The 22,479-nt window shown below is 49.5% G+C and carries 19 protein-coding genes and 1 riboswitch; of the genes, 7 read left to right on the top strand and 12 right to left on the bottom strand.

From position 1 onward, the window contains the following. Position 1 precedes the first annotated feature (1 nt). The 5 genes from menE to HR45_RS09085 all read left to right on the top strand — a co-directional run bounded on the left by menE (position 2) and on the right by HR45_RS09085 (position 8,524). The gene (gene menE / locus HR45_RS09110) at positions 2–1,420 is read left to right on the top strand and encodes an o-succinylbenzoate--CoA ligase (protein ID WP_241461086.1); all 1,419 of its coding nucleotides are present in this window, start codon (positions 2–4) and stop codon (positions 1,418–1,420) included. Positions 1,421–2,715: 1,295 nt separating this feature from the next. Beyond that, entirely contained in the window at positions 2,716–5,121 is a 2,406-nt protein-coding gene (locus HR45_RS09100; protein WP_063355105.1) for a type I restriction-modification system subunit M, read from the top strand. A 2-nt stretch (positions 5,122–5,123) separates the two neighbouring features. Continuing rightward, positions 5,124–5,840 carry a restriction endonuclease subunit S domain-containing protein gene (locus tag HR45_RS09095; protein WP_037442151.1) on the top strand — a complete coding sequence of 239 codons (717 nt, stop codon included), beginning with the start codon at positions 5,124–5,126 and terminating at the stop codon, positions 5,838–5,840. 484 nt (positions 5,841–6,324) lie between these two features. Continuing rightward, entirely contained in the window at positions 6,325–7,188 is an 864-nt protein-coding gene (locus HR45_RS09090; protein ID WP_241461085.1) for a DMT family transporter, read from the top strand. Between the two features lie 199 nt (positions 7,189–7,387). Continuing rightward, positions 7,388–8,524, top strand: a complete 1,137-nt coding sequence (locus HR45_RS09085) for a 5-methyltetrahydropteroyltriglutamate--homocysteine S-methyltransferase (RefSeq protein WP_037442149.1) — start codon at positions 7,388–7,390, stop codon at positions 8,522–8,524. Positions 8,525–8,602: 78 nt separating this feature from the next. Here HR45_RS09085 and HR45_RS09080 read toward each other — a convergent pair whose 3' ends face one another. The 11 genes from HR45_RS09080 to moaA form a co-directional block, all read right to left on the bottom strand. Beyond that, a complete protein-coding gene (locus tag HR45_RS09080) occupies positions 8,603–9,292 on the bottom strand; it encodes a TIGR01621 family pseudouridine synthase (RefSeq protein ID WP_037442147.1) in 690 nt (229 codons plus the stop codon). An 8-nt stretch (positions 9,293–9,300) separates the two neighbouring features. Then, positions 9,301–10,563 (bottom strand): sensor histidine kinase, encoded by a 1,263-nt coding sequence (locus tag HR45_RS09075; RefSeq protein ID WP_037442389.1) that lies wholly within the window; start codon positions 10,561–10,563, stop codon positions 9,301–9,303. Between the two features lie 49 nt (positions 10,564–10,612). Further along, entirely contained in the window at positions 10,613–11,290 is a 678-nt protein-coding gene (locus tag HR45_RS09070; protein WP_037442145.1) for a response regulator transcription factor, read from the bottom strand. 3 nt (positions 11,291–11,293) lie between these two features. Then, positions 11,294–11,812, bottom strand: a complete 519-nt coding sequence (locus HR45_RS09065) for a hypothetical protein (RefSeq protein WP_037442143.1) — start codon at positions 11,810–11,812, stop codon at positions 11,294–11,296. A gap of 259 nt (positions 11,813–12,071) precedes the next feature. Continuing rightward, on the bottom strand, positions 12,072–13,190 hold the full coding sequence (locus HR45_RS09060; protein ID WP_037442141.1) for an ABC transporter ATP-binding protein: 1,119 nt from the start codon (positions 13,188–13,190) through the stop codon (positions 12,072–12,074). After that, positions 13,190–13,858, bottom strand: a complete 669-nt coding sequence (modB, locus tag HR45_RS09055) for a molybdate ABC transporter permease subunit (RefSeq protein WP_037442139.1) — start codon at positions 13,856–13,858, stop codon at positions 13,190–13,192. Before modB ends, HR45_RS09060 begins: the two co-directional genes overlap by 1 nt. Continuing rightward, positions 13,858–14,622, bottom strand: a complete 765-nt coding sequence (gene modA, locus HR45_RS09050; RefSeq protein WP_037442137.1) for a molybdate ABC transporter substrate-binding protein — start codon at positions 14,620–14,622, stop codon at positions 13,858–13,860. Before modA ends, modB begins: the two co-directional genes overlap by 1 nt. Beyond that, positions 14,622–15,089, bottom strand: coding sequence for a molybdopterin synthase catalytic subunit MoaE (gene moaE / locus HR45_RS09045; protein ID WP_037442135.1), 468 nt, complete (start codon positions 15,087–15,089; stop codon positions 14,622–14,624). The genes modA and moaE overlap by 1 nt, the downstream gene beginning before the upstream one ends. Positions 15,090–15,091: 2 nt before the next feature. Then, positions 15,092–15,340 (bottom strand): molybdopterin synthase sulfur carrier subunit, encoded by a 249-nt coding sequence (gene moaD / locus HR45_RS09040; RefSeq protein ID WP_037442133.1) that lies wholly within the window; start codon positions 15,338–15,340, stop codon positions 15,092–15,094. A 4-nt stretch (positions 15,341–15,344) separates the two neighbouring features. Further along, positions 15,345–15,821, bottom strand: coding sequence for a cyclic pyranopterin monophosphate synthase MoaC (moaC, locus tag HR45_RS09035; protein ID WP_037442130.1), 477 nt, complete (start codon positions 15,819–15,821; stop codon positions 15,345–15,347). A gap of 57 nt (positions 15,822–15,878) precedes the next feature. Then, the gene (moaA, locus tag HR45_RS09030) at positions 15,879–16,859 is read right to left on the bottom strand and encodes a GTP 3',8-cyclase MoaA (protein ID WP_037442128.1); all 981 of its coding nucleotides are present in this window, start codon (positions 16,857–16,859) and stop codon (positions 15,879–15,881) included. Next, positions 16,847–16,982, bottom strand: a riboswitch (molybdenum cofactor riboswitch). (Overlaps the previous gene by 13 nt.) A 220-nt stretch (positions 16,983–17,202) precedes the next feature. Between moaA and HR45_RS09025 the strand changes: the two genes are divergently transcribed. Next, positions 17,203–18,849 (top strand): electron transfer flavoprotein-ubiquinone oxidoreductase, encoded by a 1,647-nt coding sequence (locus HR45_RS09025; protein ID WP_037442126.1) that lies wholly within the window; start codon positions 17,203–17,205, stop codon positions 18,847–18,849. A 112-nt stretch (positions 18,850–18,961) separates the two neighbouring features. Continuing rightward, complete coding sequence (locus tag HR45_RS09020; protein ID WP_037442386.1) at positions 18,962–20,881, top strand: methyl-accepting chemotaxis protein; 1,920 nt, start codon at positions 18,962–18,964, stop codon at positions 20,879–20,881. A 41-nt stretch (positions 20,882–20,922) separates the two neighbouring features. Here HR45_RS09020 and HR45_RS09015 read toward each other — a convergent pair whose 3' ends face one another. Next, complete coding sequence (locus HR45_RS09015; protein WP_037442124.1) at positions 20,923–22,452, bottom strand: DUF3612 domain-containing protein; 1,530 nt, start codon at positions 22,450–22,452, stop codon at positions 20,923–20,925. Between the last annotated feature and the right edge of the window lie 27 nt (positions 22,453–22,479).

Raw genomic sequence — 22,479 nt, 5'->3', positions numbered from 1 at the left:
CTTGTCGTTATCACCTCTGCATCAAACTGCCGCCGCAGCGCCTCATGCCATTGCGCTGCGTAGCGGTAGCCAAACCACCCGTTATCAACAACTTTCCCAACAAGTCCTCATTCTCGGTCAATGGCTCAATGACCAAGGGCTAAGCGCTGGCGATAAGCTCGCTGTGGTTGCCAGCAACTGCATTGAGATGATTTTGCTTTACTGGGCCTGCGTAGATCGCGGCGTGCTGTTTTGTCCACTGTCACCCAAGTTTCCCGAGCAGCAGTTACTGGAAATTATGCAGCGGCTACAGATCCGCGCGCTGTGGTGCCCAGACGACACCCGCCAAGATTTATGGTCGACAACCACGGCGATACGACGCCTGACGCCGAATTTTGCCGAAATCACCACTGATTCGTTAGTTAAAGTAGACAATCAGCCACCAGAAATAGAGATTGGCAAGCCAGTTAATCTGTTGCTCACCTCAGGTTCCTCTGGCGTGCCGAAAGGCGCGGTGCATTCACTCGCCAATCATATTGCCAATGCCGAAGGCAGCTTACAGCGTATCGAACTCACGCAGCACGATGCTTGGTTGTTATCGCTGCCGCTGTTTCATATCGGTGGCTTGGCGATTGTTAACCGCTGCGCTCTCAGTGGCGCAACGACTGTGATGGTCGACGATGCGCTGCCGTTGAGTGAACAACTCCAGCGCGATCCCATCAGTCATTTGTCGCTGGTCGCTACCCAATTACAAAGGTTATTGGCTGATTCACCAGCCAGCCTAAGCAAAGTGAAGTGCCTGCTGCTCGGAGGCGGTGCTATCGGCACTGAACTGACCGATGCGCTACAACAGATGGGCATCAGCGCCTTTACCAGCTATGGCATGACCGAAATGGGCTCGCAGATCACCACCAGCGCCGCCCATATCCCCGGCAGTGGCGAACTGTTACCTAACCGTGAACTTTGCATCAAAGACGGTGTTATTTGGGTAAAGGGTGCCACCTTGTTCCAAGGTTATCTGCAACCTGATGACAGTTTGCTGTTGGAAACCGACAGCGACGGCTGGTTCTGCACCAAAGACCGCGGCTATTTTGATGACGCAGGCCAACTGCATATTCAGGGGCGCAGCGATAACATGTTTATCTGCGGCGGCGAAAACATTCAGCCAGAAGAGATTGAAGCCGCGCTAAAACTGCACCCACAAATCCTCGACGCCATCGTATTTGGCGAAGCCAATGAGGAATTTGGCCTATTGCCGTCCGCCATTGTCAAAACTCGTGATGGCACCCTGCCAACTGACGCCGAACTCACCGAATTTCTGCTACCCAAAATCGCCCGCTTTAAACGCCCACGAGTTTACTACCCGTGGCCGGATGGGGATTTTCAGGGGTTGAAAGTACAAAGGAAGCTGGTGATTCAGGCGATAATCACCAATCGCTGATTGGATTGAGTTTGGCTGGATAGCGCCAAACTCTGGTTAGCATCCTACCTTGCTTACCAACACTGGTGTGCTAAATCGCCTGCGGCGGGCTTATGCACATGCGATCTTGTGGCACGATGTGAATCCATCCTTGGAATCTCGACGCCAGCCAATTACATCCATGTAATTAGCCAGCTCGCCATCCTTGGCTCGCGTTCATAAGCACATCGCTGCACGATATTCGCCTTGCTGGCAACGGCCACAAGCCCGCATGTGCTGGGAATTAAACGAGTACACCTGTTAGTTTCGAGTTTGCTTTGAGTTCTCAAAGCAAGATCATCTTTGCTGCAAAGTGAGTTAACTCGTTGTCTGTGGCGCAGTCAAACGCCGACTTTCTCGCCTACAAATATTGATCTATTTCACTCAAATGTTGTCCTTCTTTGAAATGTCTAAAAGCTGGACAGGCATACAGTCATATTGAAATCATGGCGATTTTAATCCCAACTTCGTGCGCATTTTCACATTTCAATATAAATAAATATCATTAAAATCATGTGATTATAAATACTATGGGTTAGATAATAGGTTTGGGAAACGCGCATGCGCGTTTTTCAGGATGGTGAATTTAGCAAAATGCTGATAAGTTCATTACATACAAATAGTTAACTGTGCGCGTTTTCACTGGTCCAACGAGGTAAACGCGCATGCGCATGAATAAGCTGTTAGGCATCAAAGGTTACAAATGTACAGCTCGATCTTGATAGTTTTGTATGGTCTTTTGGTTTCACTCGGTGCAGTGGCGGGGACTTGTACTCAGGGAGATGATGGACGATTTTATGCTTCGATAATATACGGTTCAGTGATGTGTTTACCTATCGTAGTCGCGCTTCAGCGTGGATATAAAGATACGACATTTATATGGTTCAGCCCCTTAATTGCTTTGTTGGCTGCGATGTTGGTGACTTATTTTTGGATGCCTTTGGTAATTGAAACAACCATTAAAGGTCATCATTTATGTGGCAAAATATTCGATTCTTATTTGGGAGAGATTTACCTCTTCGAAAGGGCTATACCAATGATTCACATAGTATCCTCGTTGGCTATTTTCATGCTTTCACTGAGGAACTTAGCGAGGGTAAAAAGAGGTTAAGTCGGTGATATTAAAAAGCCTAACAAGGCGTTTAAGAGCGATTCCGCAATGCGTGCCAGTTTCGCTTCGCTCACAGTATGGCACGCATAACGTCACGCCTTAACGCGGCGTTAGGGCTCCTGCACCGTTAGCGACGATGTATTAATTAGAAAAATATAGGAAAAATATGTCTCTAGATGAGAAATCTATTCAATGGTATGTGGAAAAAATCAACAATCTCTCTTCTGGTTCAAAACTAGCAATAGCTGATGAAACTAGTAGTGTTATCACGTACCCCAGTGAATTACGGTCGGATGAAAGCAATGTAAAAGCTTTCGAACCGGAGGAGTTAGTGCATGCAACCATTATCAACTTGCTTTGTGGAGATGAGTATGGTTACGACATTGAGAGGCTATATCACGAACAGTACTTTGCTCACGGTAGTACAGGGTCACTATCTGATGAAGTTGATTTAATTGTATATGATGAGGATGACCTCCCATATGCTGTGATGGAGTTTAAATCATCTGAAAAATATTCGTCTGATGAAGATAAAGCTATTAAGTATCAGCTTTTTGGCACGGCTCCTTTAATAGGCTCCCCAAAATTATTAGTTTATGGGACTGTTCATCCAAATACACCAAAAACAAACTTTGAGCTGAAATGCATAGACTATGTGAAGTATAAGTCTTATGAAAGTTGGGAAGACGCAGGAAAACCATATTCAACTGTATTCCCTAAGGACTATCAAGATCTAAATTATGTGCCATATGTCAATGGTGGCGAACGAGATCTTAAAATAAATACCACGCAATCAGATTTTAGAGCTGTTGCAAACAGCTTTCATAATGAATTTTTTGGAGAGCATCCTGATAATGCATTATTTGTTAACTTAGTTAAGTGCCTGCTTGCGAAAATATATGATGAGAGAACAACAAAAAAGGGAGACGAATACAGCTTTCAGGTCAAGTATAAGAATGGCAAGCCCGAAAAGTCTTCGTCTGTATATGGCTATGTAAACGACTTATATAAAGAAGCGTACTCTCGGTATATAGAAAAAGGGGTGACACCAGATGAGATTGACCCCAAAGAGTTTTCAAAAGAAAAAGTAAAATCGGTAGTATTAGCCTTAGAGTCATTATCGATTACGAAAGGGGCTGCTTTACATGGTGACGTGATAGGAGCCTTCTTCGAAGAAATACTTAGATCTGGATTCAAACAAGATAAGGGCATGTATTTCACACATTCGAATTTGGTTAGATTCATGATTGAAGCATTAGATCTTGAAGGATTAACCAAGAAAACTTGGAAGAATGCCACACACCCTGAAAATAGACTTCCTTATGTAATTGATCCAGCTTGCGGTTCGGGTGCTTTTTTATTGCATGCTATGAATAAAATTACGTCTTCAATTAAGGAAGAGTCTGTCACTCTCGTATCTGATTTCGAAGAAACGCAGTTTTACAACGCGCGCATGAGTGATGATATGCCAAACTATTGGGCTGAAAACTTCATTTATGGTTTCGACCCAAAATTTATTATGGCAATAACCTCTAAAGTTAATATGGTGTTACATGGTGATGGCTCTGCTCATATGTTTAAGTATGATGCATTCAAGCCGTTTTCCTCGTACAACGATACGAAGCTAAGGCCCTCTGGGGATAAGGAACGAAGTATTACGAGGAGTGTTTATGATAAGGATGTATGTGAGACTTTTGATGTGGTTTTGTCCAACCCACCGTTTGGTGTAACTCTCTCTTCCGACACAAAGAGAACTCTATCTAAAACGTTTTCGCTATCAGAAAAAACTCCATCCGACGCACTATTTATTGAAAGGGCATTTCAGCTTCTTAAACCAGAAGGACGTTTAGGTGTGGTTTTGCCCGAATCTATTTTTAATGCTGTAGATCTTATGCCAGTGAGAATATTTCTTTATAGAATGTTTCACGTAAAAGCAATTGTCTCTTTGCCGAGAAATGTGTTCATTGATACACCGACACTCACCAGTTTGCTATTTGCACAAAAAAAGAACGGGGCAGAAATTGAAAGCTGGGACAGAGAGTGGCAAAAGCATGAAACGCATGCAAATGAGTTAGTAAAAAAAGCGAAAATGGATCTATCAAAAAGTGGGGTTAAGAAATTTAAGACTCCCGATGATCTACAGAGGAAGATCTGTAAAACACTTGAACACATCATTGGTTTAAGCGATTGGGTGTATAAAAAAGGTAAAAATGCTGAAGTATTGCAGATGACGCCTCGTGACTCTTTTCAATCGACTGAAGAAGCCGCAGATTATTATAACTCTATTCTAAAATCATCCGGATTGTCTAAGTACATTGCACGCTATGCCTTTACCAATACGGCATTGAGATTTAACAATGAACACCATGCGTACATGGTAAACGAAGTAGGATTTAAACTGAGCAAGCGAAAAGAAAAGCCAAGACCTAATCAACTAGTAAAATTTGTATCTTCATCTGGAGAAACCGTTCAAAACCTTCATCTATGCGAGGAAGATTACAAAGTTGAAGTGTCGAAATCGAATGCAGAGACCGTGCTTGACTTCATTAAACGTGATGTCGTTTGGAGCTAAATATGTTTGAAAAACAAAAATACCCAATCGTAGGTCGATCAAGCTTGATTGATATTTCACGATCTCATTCATTGCGATGCGATAGCAAGCAGTCGGAAAAAAGATTTGTTGAACTGGATGTTCATTTGAATAGCAAAGAGACCGTTTTTTTAGGCGAGTTTCTGCCCGATCCATTGGTTAAAGGCTCTCAACCTGTTTATCTTCAAGAGGGTGATGGAATTCCTGTAATTAACACTCTCAGCATACAGAAAATGTCGATAAATGTTGATGACTGTAGATATATATCCGAAGAAGATTTTAATAGCTTGAGCCCAAGCAGAGTATTAAAAAACAACGATGTACTTTTAACTATGGACGGAGGTACATCTATCGGAAAGCCAGTACTATTTGAATTGGAGGGTGAATACACCGTCGATAGTCATGTAGCTATATTAAGGCCTCAGGGAATATCACCAAAAGCTCTTGTTTTTCTTTTGGCTTCTCCAATCGGACAACTTCAATTTCAAAGGTTCGAATCAGGCGCATCTGGTCAAACGGCTGTTACCGAAGAAGATTTGAGGCGCTTTTTAATTCCTAAATCAGCGATTGCAAAACTAGAGGATTATATTGATCAACTTGCTGAAGAGCGAACAAGGATTGAATCGGAAAGAATAAAGCTGGAGCAGGATGAAGCTAAAATGTGGGATAACTTCACCAAAAAAATAATTAATCAGCCCTAACAAGGCACTGCACTCGGACAAATTTACGCTGCGCTCCAACTTGCCGGTGAGCGCGGCGTTAACCCATAGAAATTTTTATCCGAAAATGTCGAGTTAGAGTTAAGGCTTTACCTCGGAAATGTCCATAGCCTACTCACAACTGCAGGCGACACCAATTTCCCTTCGGCGCTGCGTAGGAGCGTTGGGCAGACATTGAGCAATCGAGATATGGATATCGAGAAGCGATGGTGAATCATGGATGATGAATCAGAGCGATTTGCGAAGATGGCAAACCAGAAGCGCCGTAGCGTTTCGCGACATGGGGCGTCGTCGGGGTTCCAAGGGGCGAGGGACGAGCATCGTCCCTTGGCTCAGGTGTGGAGCGAGTAGTTCCACGACTTTCGCAAACGAAGTTTGCAATCACGCAGTGATAAATCTTGCCAAGAGCAGCTTAAATGGCTGCAAGCCATAAAAACAATCGCATAGCGATAAAGCAAACACCAAAATGAGTATTTCTATGCCGCCACTGTCAGCCATACGCTTAGTCACAGTTACTGCCATCACCATGCTGGCGTTCGCCGCCAATTCGCTGTTTTGCCGCGAGGCGCTGGCAAGCGGCAGTATCAGTGCAGCCAGTTTTACCTTGATCCGCATCGCCGCTGGCGGCTTGATGTTAGCGCTGCTGGCTACCAGCCAAATCCGCCGCTATGGGTTAGCCGGGAGTTGGTGGTCGGCCAGTGCATTATTCGGTTATGCCGTAGCGTTTTCGTTCGCATACAACAGCCTGAGCGCTGGCAGCGGCGCCTTACTGCTATTCGGCGCAGTGCAAATCACCATGATTGGTTACGGCTTGTGGTCAGGCGAGCGGATTAACCGCTGGCAAACATTGGGTACAGTATGCGCTATTGGCGGCTTAGTCTGGCTGGTACTACCGGGGGTGTCATCGCCGCCATTAGGGGGCGCGTTATTGATGTTGATTGCGGGGGTTGCGTGGGGCATTTACTCGTTACTCGGGCGCGGTATCAAACGGCCGCTACTCGCTACTGCGGGCAACTTTGTCCGCGCGGTGCCATTGGCTGTGATCGTGTATTTGCTCTTTTCAACGTCCGAGCCGGCAAGCCAGCTAGGGATTACCTATGCGATAGCATCTGGCGCGCTGGCGTCGGGCTTAGGTTATGCGCTGTGGTATTCGGTACTGCCCGCTTTAACGCCTGCGACTGCGGCGATGGTGCAGCTCAGTGTGCCGCTGATTACCGCTTTTGGTGGCTTAATTTGGCTCGGCGAATCGATAACGCTACGCCTGCTGCTGGCGTCTGCCGCGATTCTTGGTGGCATCGCGCTGTTTGTGCTGAGTAAGCGACCTACCTGAGCGCCATTATCTACCCAGCAGTCAATCCACACCTTTAACAAGGCGTTCAAATTCGTTAATGAGCTTCTATCAACTTGAAAGTTATTCAAGTCGCCATGAATTTTGTTCAGGCAAAAGTGAGCAAAAGCCAATTAACAGCCGTCTAGACATCCATTATCATAGCTGTATCTCCACTATTGAGTTGTAAGAGGAAAGCTTCATGGCACATCACACCCCATTTCGTAGCGACGTCGTCGGTAGTTACTTACGTCCGGACTACTTGCATCAGGCTCGCCGTGATTTTGCCGCTAAGCAAATCGACCAAGCGGCCTTAACCGCCATTGAAGATCGCGCCATTACCGAACTGGTGGCTCAACAAAAAGCCGCAGGCTTAAAGGTGGTGACCGATGGCGAGTTTCGCCGTGGCTTCTGGCATATCGATTTTTTAGAAAACCTCAACGGCGTTGAGGGCTATGTGCCGCAGCAAGGTTATAACCAGAAGTTTCATGGTAAGGCGGCGCCCTCTTACAATATTCGCGTCACGGGTAAAATTAGCTTTAACAGCGAACATCCATTTCTGGCGCACTTCGCTTTCTTAAAACAGTTGGCGGATGCCGATGCTGAGCTCGTCGCCAAGGCGACCATTCCAGCCCCGACCATGATTTTGCGGCAGGAGTTGTTGGCCAATGATGACAGCAGTCAGCTGTTAAGTGTCTACCCTAACCTAGATGATTTTTATCAGGATTTGGCCGCGACTTATCACGCTGCGGTACAGGCGTTTTATGCGGCGGGCTGCCGTTACCTGCAGTTTGATGATACCAACTGGGCGTTTTTGGCTGACGCGAGTAAGCGCGAGTCGCTGCAAGCAAAAGGTATTGATGCCGATGCCATTGCGCAGATCTGCGCCGAAATTATCAACGGCGCATTGGCCGATAAGCCTGCCGATATGACCATTACCACCCATATCTGCCGTGGTAACCATGCGTCGTCATGGTTGTTCTCCGGCGGCTATGAACCAATCGCTAAGCAACTGTTTGCCAGCAACTATGACGGCTTCTTTTTGGAATATGACAATGACCGCTCAGGTGACTTTGCGCCGCTGCGCCATTGGGCCAACAACGGAAGTCGCATTGTGCTGGGGTTAGTGACCTCGAAATTTCCACAGCTGGAAGACAAAGCACAAATCAAGGCACGCATTGAGGAAGCAACCCAATATGTGCCGCTGGAAAGTCTATGCCTTAGCCCACAATGTGGTTTCGCCTCGACCGAAGAAGGCAATAAGCTCAGTATTGATGAACAGTGGCAAAAGATCCGTTTGATTAACGAAATTGCCGCAGAAGTATGGCAGGACGCCTGATTTAGCGATTTCAGCAGCCCAGACCATGATGCAGTAGTCTGGGCTTGTCAGTTTTCAGTTAGCAATAAATCCGCAAGATTAACGTTGTGGCCAGTTTAGCTCGGCAGGTTGTTGCCACGTAAGCAGTTGCTGTGTGACTGCGGTGCTGTTGAACTGCTCACCGATGCTCGGTGGGCAGCGATAATCAAAGTTTTGCCCTTGCCAAGTAAACTGCAGTGCGTAGGCATGTAGATAACCACGGTCTGCCTCAGCGTCGGCAGGCCCATAAAGTGGATCACCCAGAATCGGCACGCCAATGCTATTTAACGCCACCCGCAGTTGATGTGTTTTGCCACTCAGCGGCTTCAACAGATACAACCGTAATCCGGGCGCGACCGATTGACTAAAAAATTGCGTAATCGCCGGATTGTCGGTGGTGCGCAGCAGCTTATACATACCGCGCCGCGATTTGGCCATATCGCCGATGACCCAACCTTGTTTCTTTTTCGGCTTACCGCTGGCGAGTGCCAGATAGAACTTCTGCACCCTATGTTCAGTAAACAACTCGGTAAACGCGGCCGCAGCCGTAGAACTGCGCGCCAGAATAATCAAACCCGAGGTCATAGTGTCAAGTCGATGCACAGAATAGAGCTTGGTATCGAGATCCTGTTCCAGCTGCGCCACTAGGCCAGCACTGCCGTCCTGACTGTGAAAGTGAACGCCGGGCGCTTTGTCCACCACGATAAAATCGGTTTCGCTGGCAATAATGCGGTAATTGGCTTGAGTCATGGTGCTTATTAAAGTTTAAACGTCAGGGTTACCAACAGGCCTGGCTGGTTGTCACTCAGGTCGATAGTGGCGTGATGGCGCGATAATATCGCTTTTACCATTGAAAGCCCAAGACCACTGCCCTGTTCATGGCGGCTGGGGTCGAGTCGCACCAAACGTTCAAATACCCGTTCACGAGCATCACTCGGAATACCGGGGCCATTATCCGCGATAGTGATAACGTTATATTGCTGGCGAATGCTGATGCTAGCACCTTCGCCAGCATACTTGATGGCATTATCAACCAGATTAAACAAAGCTTGAAAAAGAAGGTGTTTGTCGCCTGATATTACACAATCTTCACTGGTTTCCAGTGTCAACTGCTGTTGTTTCTCTTCCGCCAAGGCTTCGGCCATTTCGAGCAGATCGTCGCACAGCTCTTGTAAACGTACTGGCGCCAGTTCCAGATCTTGCTGGCCTTCCTCAATACGAGTTAACGCCAACATAGCATTAAAGGTCGCCAAGCAATGATCGAGCTCATCGGTCAGTTCACCGCAGCGCTCGGCCAATTGCTCTGCCGGCTGATACGGCAGTTGCTCGACACCAATGCGTAGATGCGACAGCGGGGTGCGCATATCGTGGGCGATGTTATCCGTCACGCCGCGTACCGCATGCAGGTTATGTTCGAGCGAATCTAATACCCGGTTAAACTGGCCAGCCAACATATCAAACTCATCGTTACGCTCGCTGACGGGCAAACGGGTGTTGTAATAGCCCTGTTCAATCCGTTCACTGAGGCGGTTGTACTGCACCAGTCGCCGCAGCAAGCCTTTGGAAAACAGATAGCCCAAGGCGAAGGTCAGCAAAATGGTCAGCGCCATTGCCGTGAGTGACACATTGACAAACTTAGTGATCAACGCCGCCAGTTGATCGGTGCGAGTGGCAATCAGTATCGGCCCATAACGGGTGATAACAATGCCACCAGTAAGAATATGAATTTTCTCGCTACTACCAACGAGAATGGGAAACTCTTTGGTTTCCGGTAACAGCGGCATATCTTCCGGCATGATACTGAGTGAGCCAAGGAGCTCTAACCCCGCCTGCCAGGCAATTAACGCGGTACGGGAATCAGCGGTGCGGATTTGCGCGGCAAACGCGCGGCGGTCAACGGTTAGCGCCAGTTGTTGATAGCGCTGCGCTTCGGAAATCAGGTGTTGTTCTACCTGCAGCTTCTGCTCGGCAGCCAGTTGGCGATAGACCACATACAATAAGCTGCCGATGATTAAGGTCACCAGCAGCGAAAAGATAATGGTGATACGCCATACGCTACTTTGATGAGGCTTAATTGCCTTTTCTGAGGCGATAGCCTGCTCCTCGCACCGTTTCAATCAGATCTCCGTGCCCCAACTCTTCGAACTTACGGCGCAGTTTAGCAATATGTACGTCGATGACGTTAGTACGTGGATCAAAGTGATAGTCCCACACTGCCTCAAACAACAGCGTGCGGCTAACCACCTGATTGGCATGCTCCATCAGATATTTCAGCAACAGGAATTCTTTCGGTTGCAGCAGCAGTTCTTGTCCATCAAGGGTCACTGAGCGGGTCAGCAGTTCCATACTCAGTGGGCCAACCTGCATATCGGTTTTAGTCGGGACACTGCCACCACGTTGCATCAGCTTTTCTGCGCGCACCAACAGCTCAGAAAAAGCGAATGGCTTGGTCATGTAATCGTCGCCACCAGCACGCAGGCCTTTTACGCGCTCATCCACATGACTCAGCGCTGACAGGATCAACACCGGTGTTTGATTGCCCGTCGCCCGCAGCGCGGCCAATAATTTCAGCCCATCCAGCTGCGGCAACATGCGGTCGAGAATGATCAGGTCAAAGTTACCACTGGTGGCAATCACTAACCCATTCTGACCATCAGTGGCGGTCTCTAGGCTATAGCCCTGTTCCTGAAAGCCCTTAGCGATATATTCAAGGGTGGTGTTGTCGTCTTCTACAAGTAAGATTTTCATCCATCAATCCCGTTTTAACAGCGGCATCTGTCGCCGATGGTCAATATCATAAGCCAAACGATGGCTACCGGCAGCGTCTATCACTCGCAGTTCCAAGTAGCTTATACCAAGATCACGATCCAACTGGGCAGACTGCAACTTGCCGTTGTTTTTGCGCAGTGCGTTATTGAGCACGTTACTCATACTCAGCTGTTTATTTAGCAAGTGTTTGGCCAGCAGCAAGCTATCATCATTGCTAGCAAGTTTTTGGTCTTGTTGATGCAACAACTGACCATTGCTACCACTGAACACTAACTGGTGACGAATACTGGTGATAGGCTCCACCAGACTAATATCGTACTGCCAACTGCTGGCATCCTCAGCCACATGAAAGCAGGTGATGACGCCGGGGAACTGCTGCTCCACCTTGGCAATCAAGCGACGCGGTGCCACCAATTTGCCGTTATCTAACTGCTGCCAATAGGAAGGCGCTGCCAATGCGGTCACCGAGATCAGACTCAGTGCAGCCAAAAACCACCTCATGCTGCCTCCGTTTTCACTGTTACCATGAGCATTAAGCTTCTGACGGCAGCGGCTTTTAATTAAGCCATACTAACCAATAAGCTAAAGATCACTTATTTGTTTATTGATCCTAGCTACTCACAGCGACGTGTTTAGTCGTTAACGGCAGTATAACTAAGTCAGCTTTAAAGCAGCATGGAAGCAAGATTAAGTTTTGATCATCAAAGAGCTGCACTTAAAAGTAGTCATTAAATGCTGAACTGGAGCGGCTGAAACCGCGCTAAGCACGATGGCGGAAGAGATGGATCATGTCGGACTTGAGCGCAACTTCGGTCTGCATGCCTTCATGGAAGCCAAGCTTTTGCGCCAAATTAAGTGATACTTCGGCTTGCAACGGATGCTCAACCCCAGCCACCGAGGTGGCAATCCGCACCAGATCGCCCATCACCAACATCGATTCGATGGTCACTTGTAACTTATTGAAACTTCGAGGAAGACGCCCCTGGCTGATGGAGTTAAAGCGCACGCCCTGATTGGGGATAACCCAACGCAGCTGCATACCTAATTGCAGATGTCCGGGATTTTCGCAGGCGATGCGTTGCTCACCAAACTGCAACCACGCAAGTTGTTCGTTGCTTTCAAGCGCGACAACCCTTGCATCAAAGATATTTCGCAGGCCCATATGACGGGCGACCAGCTCATTGTGCGGTTTCGCCATCACAGCTAATGGTTCGCCTTGCTGCAACATAGCACCCTGACTAATTAGCACCACGCGATCAGCCAAGAGTACCGCTTCATTAATATCGTGGGTCACCATAATCACTGGGATATTGAGCTTGGCTTTTAACTGTGCCAGTTCCACGTAGAGACGCTCACGGGTACCACGATCCACTGCGGAAAAGGGTTCATCCAACAATAACACTTGTGGATTACGCGCCAACGCACGCGCCAATGCTACCCGTTGCTTTTGTCCACCCGAAAGTTGATGTGGCAGGCGCTCAGGAAATCCGTCGAGATTAACCCGTCGTAGCCAATCCCGCGCTTGTGCGCGCCGCTCAGCCTTAGGTAGATGATCCAACGCGGCCATCACATTGGCCTCAGCGTTGAGATGGGGAAACAAGCCGAAGTGCTGCGGCACATAACCTAAGTGACGTTGTTGCGGCGTTAAGCACTGCTGTTCGTTGTACCAGATCTGTTCACCGCAGCGGATCTCACCGCTTTGCGGTGTGGATAACCCAGCGATCATACGCAGTAGTGTGGTTTTGCCACCGCCCGATGGCCCCACTACCGCCAATAACTCACCCGCTGCACAGCGAAATTCGGCCCGTAGCGGAATGCCCTGCTGTTGGTCAATACGGACCTGCAGCGCGGCGTTGGAGGAGGGGTTAATAAGCTTCATTAAGCGGACCTACGCAACATTCTGCGTGACATCGCGGAGGTAATTGCCAATGTCACCATCGCAAACAACACCAACAGCAGTGACATGGCGCCAGCACCATCAAAATCAAACGCTTGCACACTATCGTAAATAGCGATCGACAGGGTTTTGGTTTCGCCTTCAATGGCGCCGCCCATCATCAGAACCACGCCGAACTCCCCCAACACATGAGAGAAGCTGAGCACGATAGCGGTGAGAATCCCCGGCCACGCCAGCGGCAGTTCCAGTCGCCATAAAATCCGCCAACGGCTCATACCACAGCAGGCTGCGGCATCGCGGATCTCTTCCGGGATCGCCTCAAAGGCGCGCTGAATCGGCTGTACCGCAAACGGAATATTAATCACGATAGAGGCAATCACCAGCCCGGAGAAATGAAACACTAGCTGGGCATCGAAATACTGCTCAAGTAAGGCGCCAATCCAACTTTCACGGCCAAGTCCCACCAGCAGATAATAACCGACGACAGTTGGAGGCAGGACTAACGGCACCATGATCAGCGCTTCCAGCCATGACTTACCATAAAATTGGTGATACGCCAGACTACGACCGAGCCATAGCGTGATAGGAAGCAGAATGGCGACGCTTACCGCAGCCAGTTTTACCGAGAGCCACAGCGACAGCCAATCCATCAGGGTTTATCCGGTAGGCCAAAGCCAAAGTCGCTGAACACGGCTCTGGCACGATCAGATTGCAGATATTGATAAAACTGCTTAGCTTCTGCTGAGGCTTGCTTCATCAACACCATACGCTGCGCTATGGGTGAGTACTCACTTTCAGGAATGGCCAAATAGTGTCCGCGTTGTTGAAACTGCGGTGCGACGGCCAATGACAAGGCGACAATACCACCATCGGTAGAACCGCTTAGGGCAAATTGCGCGGCTTGCGAGACGTTTTCACCAAATACCAGCGAATCCTGTAGGGGTTGCCACAGCCCTTTGCTTTTTAGCAGTTCACGCGCACGCTCGCCATAGGGCGCATGCTCAGGGTTGGCAATGGCGAAGCGCTTGAGCTGCTGCTTATCGAGCAACTGTTTAACGCCATCTAATTGCGGATCTAACGTCAGCGATGAGTTGTTCGGTGCGACTAACGCCAGCTTGCCGTAGGCATAAATTACCCCGCTGTCTGCCGTTAGCCCTGCCTGCGCCAGCAGTGTCACATATTTCTCATCCGCAGAGAGAAACAGTTCAAACGGCGCTCCGTGGCTCAACTGCGAGACAAAGTTGCCAGAAGAGCCATAAGACACTCGCACTTTATTGCCCGTATCTTTTTGATAATTAGCAACAATTTTCTGCATAGCGAATTTAATGTTAGCCGCAGCGGCGATATTTGGCTGCGCCGCCATTACCGCAAAACTGGCACTCCATAATCCGCATAACAACAGCAATAAGCGCATTAACTTTCTCCGTTATCCCATGCCTTAGCCGCTTGTTCATCAGAGTCTCGCGCGTCGACCCAATGGCGACCGTCTGGGCTGGCTTCCAGCTTCCAAAATGGTGCTTTCGTTTTCAGAAAATCGATCAAAAATTCACAAGCAGCGAACGCCGCTTTGCGGTGCGCACTGGTCACGCCGATAAAGACGATTTGCTCACCTAGATGCATAGTGCCAACGCGGTGAATGATGGTGACCAAATTCAGTGGCCAGCGCTCACGCGCCTCAGCCGTGATCTGCTGCAGCACATTTTCGGTCATGCCCGGATAATGTTCTAAGGTCAGATCGGTGACTTCACTGCCGTCGTTAAAATCACGTACCTTACCGACAAAAGTCACTACCGCGCCATCACCATTATCCTCGGCGATGCGTGCGTACTCAGCCGCTACATCAAAATCCTCAGTCTGCACTAAGATTTTGTTCGCCTGCATGATTAGCCTCCGGTTACTGGCGGGAAAAACGCCACTTCATCACCGTCTTGAATGGCGGCATGCCATTGGCTCATGGTTTGATTGATCGCCACCAGCAGTTTGTCGGAATCTAACACTTGCGCCCATTTGTCATTCTGGCTAGCAAGATGTGCACGCAAGTCAGCCGCTGTCGCGAGATTAGCGCCATCGACTTGCACTGAGGCGGTGCCCAATAATTCGCGTACTTGCGCAAAAAATAAAACGTTAATCATCGGCTTATACCTTAAAGTGACCAGATTTACCGCCGCGCTTTTCGAGCAAACGCACACCGGTAATATGCATATCTTTCTGTACCGCTTTACACATATCGTAAATGGTTAACGCCGCAACCGAGGCCGCAGTTAGCGCTTCCATTTCCACACCGGTTTTGCCGCTGAGCTTGCACAAACTGGTGATGCGTACACGGTTATGTTCAGGCTGCGCTTCCAACTCCACTTCGACTTTGGTGAGCATTAGCGGGTGGCACAACGGAATTAATGCGGAGGTATTTTTAGCGGCCATGATGCCGGCAATACGCGCGGTGGCGAATACATCACCTTTGTGGTGGCTACCACTGATGATCATCTGCAATGTATCTGGTGCCATTTCGATAAAGGCTTCGGCGCGTGCTTCGCGTTCAGTAACGGACTTTTCCGTCACATCCACCATATGGGCGTTGCCATCGGCGTTAATATGGGTAAAAGAGTTAGACATTGAAACAACCTAATTCGAATTAATGCTGCAGACGTCGGCGCATAGCGCCGACTAGAATTAGCCGCCGATAGACGCCAGATGCTGAGTCACGCCAGTAAAGCCCTGATGCAGGAAGTGTGTTTCCTTTTTCAGACGCAGCTGCGCGTGCAGCCGTTCCACCAGTTCCGCCCTTTGGGTTTCGGCTTGCAGCAGATCGCGCAAATCCACGCCCTGCTCCGTAAACAAGCACAGATGCAGTTTACCTGTGGCAGAAACACGTAAGCGGTTACAGGTCGCGCAGAAGTTTTGCGCATACGGCATGATCAGACCAATACGGCCTTGATAATCAGGATGACTGAAGTTCTTCGCTGGACCATCATCAACATCAGACTGATCAAGCTGCCAGCCTTCGGCAATCAAACGCTGCTTAATGCTTTCGCCCGCCAGATGGTGTGCCTGGAAATAGTCACGGCCTAAGCCAGTTTCCATCAATTCAATGAATCGCAGGTCAATTGGCGTGGATTTAATCCAGTGCAGAAAACGTGGCAGATCTTTATCGTTCAGATCTTTCAGCAACACTGCGTTGATCTTCACCCGTTCAAAACCGGCTTCTAACGCAGCATCGATACCCCGCATCACTTTATCGAATTTGTTTTCGCCAGTGATCTGGTAAAACATGCGCGGGTCGAGACTGTCGACTGACACATTGATGCGACGTAAACCTGCGTCATACCACTCTTGCGCATGCTCTTCCAAACGGTAGCCGTTGGTGGTGGTGGCAATGGTGTTGACTTGGTCGTTATCAGCGATCAAACGAATGATGTCGGTAAAATCTTTACGCAAGGTGGGTTCACCGCCAGTCACGCGAATTTTTTGCGTGCCCACTTCAGCGAAGGCACCCACCAATTGCTCGATTTCACTGAGCGTGAGAAAAGAGGGCTTACCGTTTGGATGATAGCCATCCGGCAAACAGTAACCACATTTGAAATTACATACGTCGGTAACCGACATGCGCAGATAATGAAATCTACGACCAAAATTGTCTTGAAGTTGAGACATGATCACCTTTCCAAACACGGGAGGCGAGCTCATTTCTTCACTCACCCCAGTGGCGTTATTGCCACGGCTATCACCCCGTATCTTTCGTGACGTAGGGATCATAGCTCGGAGAACCGTCGAATCCTTATTATAGGTGTAAACGATCAGCAACAAAACCCCTAACTAGATTGTTTTATATTCAGTATTTACTTACAGAAGACAATTCTGTGACTATTATCAATATCTGAATTCCCTGGCGCACTCTCGCGGTTAAATTGTGTGCAACCACAAAAATTCGGGTAGGGTGTGTGACTAACAATAGCAATGACCAGCCGTCACTCACCCGCTCGACTAAGGAAGAAAAATGGAACGCGAATCAATGGAATTTGATGTTGTGATTATCGGCGCAGGCCCGGCTGGGCTGGCGGCGGCATGTCGCTTTATGCAGATATCCCGAGATAGCGAACATCCCCTTTCTGTGTGTGTTGTTGAAAAAGGTGCCGATATTGGCAGTCATATTCTTTCCGGCGCACTATTGGAAACCAGCGCTTTGGATGAACTCTTTAACGACTGGAAAGAGATGAACGTACCGCTCGATGCGGCGGTCACGACAGACGAATTTCATTGGCTCAGTGCCAATGGCAGTAAAACCATTCCTCACAGTTTCGTGCCGGCCTCGATGGCCAACAACGGCAATCATATGGTCAGTGCAGGCAATTTGTGCCGCTGGCTGGCAGAACAAGCAGAAGCGCTCGGGGCGGAGATTTTTCCCGGCTTCGCCGCCAAAGAGCTATTACTGGATGACGAGCAGGACTGTGTTTGCGGCGTCATCATTGGCGATATGGGACTTGATAAACAAGGTAACGCCAAAGACAGTTTTGTGCCGGGCATGGAGCTGCGCGCGAAATACACCATTTTTGCTGAGGGTTGCCGCGGTCATTTAGGCAAGCAGTTGATCAAACACTACCACTTGGACAACGGCAAAAGCCCGCAACATTATGGCATCGGTTTTAAAGAGGTGTGGCGAGTTCCGGCAGAACAGCATCGAGTGGGTAAAGTGATACACACTGGCGGTTGGCCACTGACCCAAGCCACGGGTGGCGGCTTTATCTATCATATGGATAACCAATTAGTTGCTGTTGGCCTGATTGTCGACCTTAACTACCGCAATCCGCATTTAAGTCCATTTGACGAGTTTCAACGTTTTAAAACTCATCCATTGCTAGCCAACTTGCTCGAAGGTGGTGAGCGCATTGGCTATGGCGCACGCGCCATCAGTAAAGGCGGCTTTAACTCACTGCCGAAGATGAGTTTTCCCGGCGGTCTGCTAATTGGCTGTGATGCCGGAACACTTAACTTCGCCAAAATTAAAGGTATTCATACCGCGATGAAAAGCGGCATGCTCGCCGCCGAAACCGTCTGCGAAGCCTTTATGAAAGGAGTTGAAGGCGGTAAGGATCTCAACTGTTTTGCCGAACGAATGGAACACAGCTGGCTGCATGAAGAGCTGCACAGTGCCCGCAACTTTGGCCCGGCGTTGCATCGTTTTGGCAACCTACTGGGGGGCATGTTTAACTACATCGAACAGAGCTGGTTTGGCGGTAATTTCCCGTTAACACTGCGCGATGACAAAGCAGATTATCGTTGTCTCGGCAAAGCCGCTGATTTCGATAAAATCGACTATCCGGCCCCCGATGGCAAACTGACCTTTGATCGTTTGTCGTCTATTTATCTGTGCAATATCAGCCATGATGAAGACCAGCCGAACCACTTAAAACTGCGGGACAAAACGATTCCTATCACCAGTAATCTGCCGTTGTTTGACGAGCCAGCCCAACGCTATTGTCCGGCCGGCGTTTATGAAATCGTCACATCGGCCGATAAAACAGAGTTCGTGATCAACGCGCAGAACTGCATTCATTGCAAAACCTGCGATATCAAAGATCCGGCACAAAATATCTGTTGGACAACACCTGAGGGGGGCAGCGGGCCGAATTACACTGGCATGTAACATTTACATCGCAGAATACGCCTCACCATTGCAGCCTCACTCAGCGTATGGATAATGCCGCCTGTCGCCGGACAGGCTGGTGACCAGTGCATTAATGAAGTCGGTTACTGTCATGTTGCTTAATAAGCTTTCAATCAAACAAAAATTTATTATCACTATGGTGCTGGCCGTCTTGCTGCCCAGTATTGTTGCCGGCGTCTTAGGCCAACGCAGCGCCCGTGAAGTGATCAGTCAACGGATGCTCAACTCTGAGCTACCCAACCTGCTACTGCAGATCCGCTATCGCATCGAGATGGAAATCGGCGGCCTGCTGAACGCCTCGGAACAGCTCGCCAACGATCCGCTGTTAGGCAGTTGGCTGGAGCGCGGGCGACCGGATGCTGAAGAGCCGCTGGTCGAAAAACGCCTGCAAGCCCTGTTCGATCAGTACGACTTAGCCCAAGCTTCCTACGCTGACCGTCAGTCGGCCGCCTATTACACCCAAAACGGTTTACTGCGAATTTTGACTCCCGCGCAAGACGGCTGGTTTTTTGCCTACCGTGACAGTGGCAAAGACAAAATGCTCAAGCTCTATACCGAACCTAGCACCGGTGACGTGAAACTGTTTATCAACTATCAGCAGGTAAATGGCCGAGCCTTGGTTGGCTTGGGCAAGAGCCTTAACGATATGGCCAACCTACTCAGCAGTTTTAAAGTGGAGCAAACGGGCCAAGTCTATTTAGTTGATGAGCAAGGCATGGTGCAAATCCACCGTGATAAGCAACTCGTTGGCAAAACACAACTACAACAGCTGTATCCCGGCGCCAATCTCAACAGCTTGCTAGAAAAGCAATCGATGGCGATGACGCAGGTTGACAGTGACAAAGGCGAATTGATGGTCGCCAGCAGCTATATGCCTGAAATTGGCTGGTATCTGGTGGCTGAAGTGCCGCAAAATGAGGTGTTTGGCGCATTAGATAAAGCCACTTGGCAGATTTTTGCCTGGACACTGATTATCTGCGCGGTGTTTATTCTGTTGGCGGTATGGGTCGGCGGTTCTATCAGTCGTCCCATAAGCGCCGCAGCCAATATGTTTGCCGAGCTGGGTCAGGGCGATGGCGATCTGCGTAAGCGTCTCCCAGTAGACCGGACTGACGAACTAGGGAAACTGGCGCAAGGCTTTAACCGCTTTGTCGATAAGATTCAGGCGTCGATTCAAGATGTTGCCCATACCAGCAATACCCTGACAACCGCAGCGCAAATGGCCGCCAGCCATTCACAGCAAACCGCCAAAGACAGCCAGCAGCAGCACGATCATGCGATGACCGTTGCCGCCGCCGTTAATGAGATGGGCGCTACCGTCAGCGAGATCGCTGCCAACGCAGCGCAAGCCGCCGACGCCGCCCGTAACGCCGATCAGGATGCCGCGAGTGGTCAGCAGGTTGTGTCACGCGCCCTTGAGGTAATAAGTCAGCTATCGCAAGATGTCAGTCAAATGGCCGATATCATCGCCAATCTGTCGCACAATACAGATGCCATTGGCAGCGTGTTGGATGTGATCCGCAGTATCTCCGAACAAACTAATCTACTGGCGCTCAATGCCGCCATTGAAGCGGCGCGTGCAGGGGAAGCCGGACGCGGTTTCTCGGTAGTGGCCGATGAAGTCCGCAGCTTGGCAACGCGCACGGCGAAATCAACCGACGAAGTGCAGCAGATGATCGATAAACTGCAGAGCGAAGCGGGCAAAGCTGTTGCCGCCATGCAACAGAGTCAGCAGCGTTCGGCACAAGGGGTTAGCGCCGCCGATGAAGCCACCGACGCCCTGCAACAGATTTCGTCACGCATCTCCCTGATTAGCGATATGAACATTCAGGTGGCCGCCGCAACCGAGCAACAGAGCAGTGCTGTGAATGAAATCAATCAACACCTGACCGAAATTAGCGACGTTAGTGCCCGCAGTGAAAGCCGTGCGGCAGAGGCTGCCAACGCCAGCGAACAACTCAATCAATTAGCGGCTTCACTGGCACAATTGGTGGCGCAGTTTAAAGTGTAAAACTCGAGGGCGGCGCAGTGATTAGCGCCGCCAGATTGAGGCTAACTAACGTCTGACTTTGCCCCTTGGCATTGATCATAACAGCTGGGCGAGCGTGGGCAGACAGCGCCACGGGAGCAGATCAACCGTGCCGGCTGCTGAATACCACGCTCTAACCAATTGATATTCAAAATGCGTGAAATGGTGTGCAGTTTGCGTTTGATTGGTGCCGGAATATCTACCGCTCCACCATTCGCCACACAGACTTTTTTCAAGGTTGCCGCCAGCTCGGCGGCGTCTTCGCCCTGCGCTTCAATCGCTGGATTGAGGTCGATACCGGCACACAGCACACGATTATTTCCGGCTAAGTCGCTCACCCGCACCGATTCACAACAATAAATACGCGTCTGCTGCTCAGTATCCAGCAAGGATATCTGCGCCGCACTGCCCGCCTTGGGTTCGGTAATCATGCGAAACACTGACCAATGCTGACATGGATCGGCGACGGTGCGCATATTGCCCCACGGCAACGGAATGCCATTACCGCGATAAACGGCTTTCAGTTTGCCCGGCGCATAGGCATCAAAGTAATGCCAATGCGGATAAGGAGACACCACCGTCATCCGTCGCATCGCCACCGACGGTGATACCTGTGCCAGCTTATGCACACCAACTTCATAACCTTGGCGGTCAAGCAACTGCCGAAACGGCACTTTAGGACACAACAGCGCTCCCGCAAAAAAGCTGGCTTCAAACTCGCGCCATGCCTGCAAAATATCTTGGGCATTAACCGAGCCAGACTGGATTGGCGTGGCATCGGCAGCGCTGGCCGAACCTATGCTAAGCACATTGTTGTAGCCATCGCTGTTGTGCAACACACAATGGCCGATATGCACCGCTAGGTCGTACTTCATTCGCGTCGGACTGGTTTTGAGGATCTCGTTCAGTGCCAACTTACCCGGCCCTTGCAGATAAGACGTGATCACCCGCTGGCCACTGATGCCGTGCGCGTCGATGACCGTTTTCGGCGCTTCGCTAAACCAGCTGATTTGCAGCCCCTGTGCATTGGCCAGCCGTAGCATTTCTTCTACCGATAGCGCTAACTGCTTGCCGCCTATCTCCTCCGCGGCGCGCTCTAAATCGGGAAAATGGTTTTGATGATATTCCTGATAGGCACGGATCAGCAGCTGAGCGAACTGACGTCCGCTAGTACCGGTTTGTGACAACATTTCCGGAATGGCGATTTGCAGAATATCACCGGAAAAAAGAAAGCCCGGCTCTAACGGCATGCCATCCAAACCGCCACGCCGACCTTTTGGCGGCACAATCGCTTCATCGCTGGGCGTATCATCCAGAAACCAGTCCAATTCTTTTTGGAAAACGGCAGCAATCACTCGCAGCATATCGACACTCGGGGTGCGTTTGCCACGCTCAATCATCGACAGGTAAGACACCGATGGCGCGTTCTCTGAATCAACCCGAACGCAGCGGGCCGACAGATCTTCCATAGTTAAATGGTTACGTTTCCGTAGGTTACGTATTTTTGTACCAAGAAAATGGGACTTGCGGGTCAAACTGATTTCATTACGCATTTTGTAAAATTCACAATGTAGAATTTT

Origin of the sequence: Shewanella mangrovi, from assembly GCF_000753795.1 — a bacterium.
In the GTDB taxonomy this organism is placed as follows: Bacteria; Pseudomonadota; Gammaproteobacteria; order Enterobacterales; family Shewanellaceae; genus Shewanella; species Shewanella mangrovi.
This window is presented reverse-complemented; position numbering and strand designations above follow the sequence as displayed.

What these genes read in the sequence shown, in the direction of transcription:
- HR45_RS09100 (WP_063355105.1), top strand. Translation starts at nt 2,716, where the DNA reads ATGTCTCTAGATGAGAAATCTATTCAATGGTATGTGGAAAAAATCAAC.
- HR45_RS09095 (WP_037442151.1), top strand. Translation starts at nt 5,124, where the DNA reads ATGTTTGAAAAACAAAAATACCCAATCGTAGGTCGATCAAGCTTGATT.
- HR45_RS09090 (WP_241461085.1), top strand. Translation starts at nt 6,325, where the DNA reads ATGAGTATTTCTATGCCGCCACTGTCAGCCATACGCTTAGTCACAGTT.
- HR45_RS09085 (WP_037442149.1), top strand. Translation starts at nt 7,388, where the DNA reads ATGGCACATCACACCCCATTTCGTAGCGACGTCGTCGGTAGTTACTTA.
- HR45_RS09080 (WP_037442147.1), bottom strand. Translation starts at nt 9,292, where the DNA reads ATGACTCAAGCCAATTACCGCATTATTGCCAGCGAAACCGATTTTATC.
- HR45_RS09070 (WP_037442145.1), bottom strand. Translation starts at nt 11,290, where the DNA reads ATGAAAATCTTACTTGTAGAAGACGACAACACCACCCTTGAATATATC.
- HR45_RS09065 (WP_037442143.1), bottom strand. Translation starts at nt 11,812, where the DNA reads ATGAGGTGGTTTTTGGCTGCACTGAGTCTGATCTCGGTGACCGCATTG.
- HR45_RS09060 (WP_037442141.1), bottom strand. Translation starts at nt 13,190, where the DNA reads ATGAAGCTTATTAACCCCTCCTCCAACGCCGCGCTGCAGGTCCGTATT.
- modB (WP_037442139.1), bottom strand. Translation starts at nt 13,858, where the DNA reads ATGGATTGGCTGTCGCTGTGGCTCTCGGTAAAACTGGCTGCGGTAAGC.
- modA (WP_037442137.1), bottom strand. Translation starts at nt 14,622, where the DNA reads ATGCGCTTATTGCTGTTGTTATGCGGATTATGGAGTGCCAGTTTTGCG.
- moaE (WP_037442135.1), bottom strand. Translation starts at nt 15,089, where the DNA reads ATGCAGGCGAACAAAATCTTAGTGCAGACTGAGGATTTTGATGTAGCG.
- moaD (WP_037442133.1), bottom strand. Translation starts at nt 15,340, where the DNA reads ATGATTAACGTTTTATTTTTTGCGCAAGTACGCGAATTATTGGGCACC.
- moaC (WP_037442130.1), bottom strand. Translation starts at nt 15,821, where the DNA reads ATGTCTAACTCTTTTACCCATATTAACGCCGATGGCAACGCCCATATG.
- moaA (WP_037442128.1), bottom strand. Translation starts at nt 16,859, where the DNA reads ATGTCTCAACTTCAAGACAATTTTGGTCGTAGATTTCATTATCTGCGC.
- HR45_RS09025 (WP_037442126.1), top strand. Translation starts at nt 17,203, where the DNA reads ATGGAACGCGAATCAATGGAATTTGATGTTGTGATTATCGGCGCAGGC.
- HR45_RS09020 (WP_037442386.1), top strand. Translation starts at nt 18,962, where the DNA reads ATGTTGCTTAATAAGCTTTCAATCAAACAAAAATTTATTATCACTATG.
- HR45_RS09015 (WP_037442124.1), bottom strand. Translation starts at nt 22,452, where the DNA reads ATGCGTAATGAAATCAGTTTGACCCGCAAGTCCCATTTTCTTGGTACA.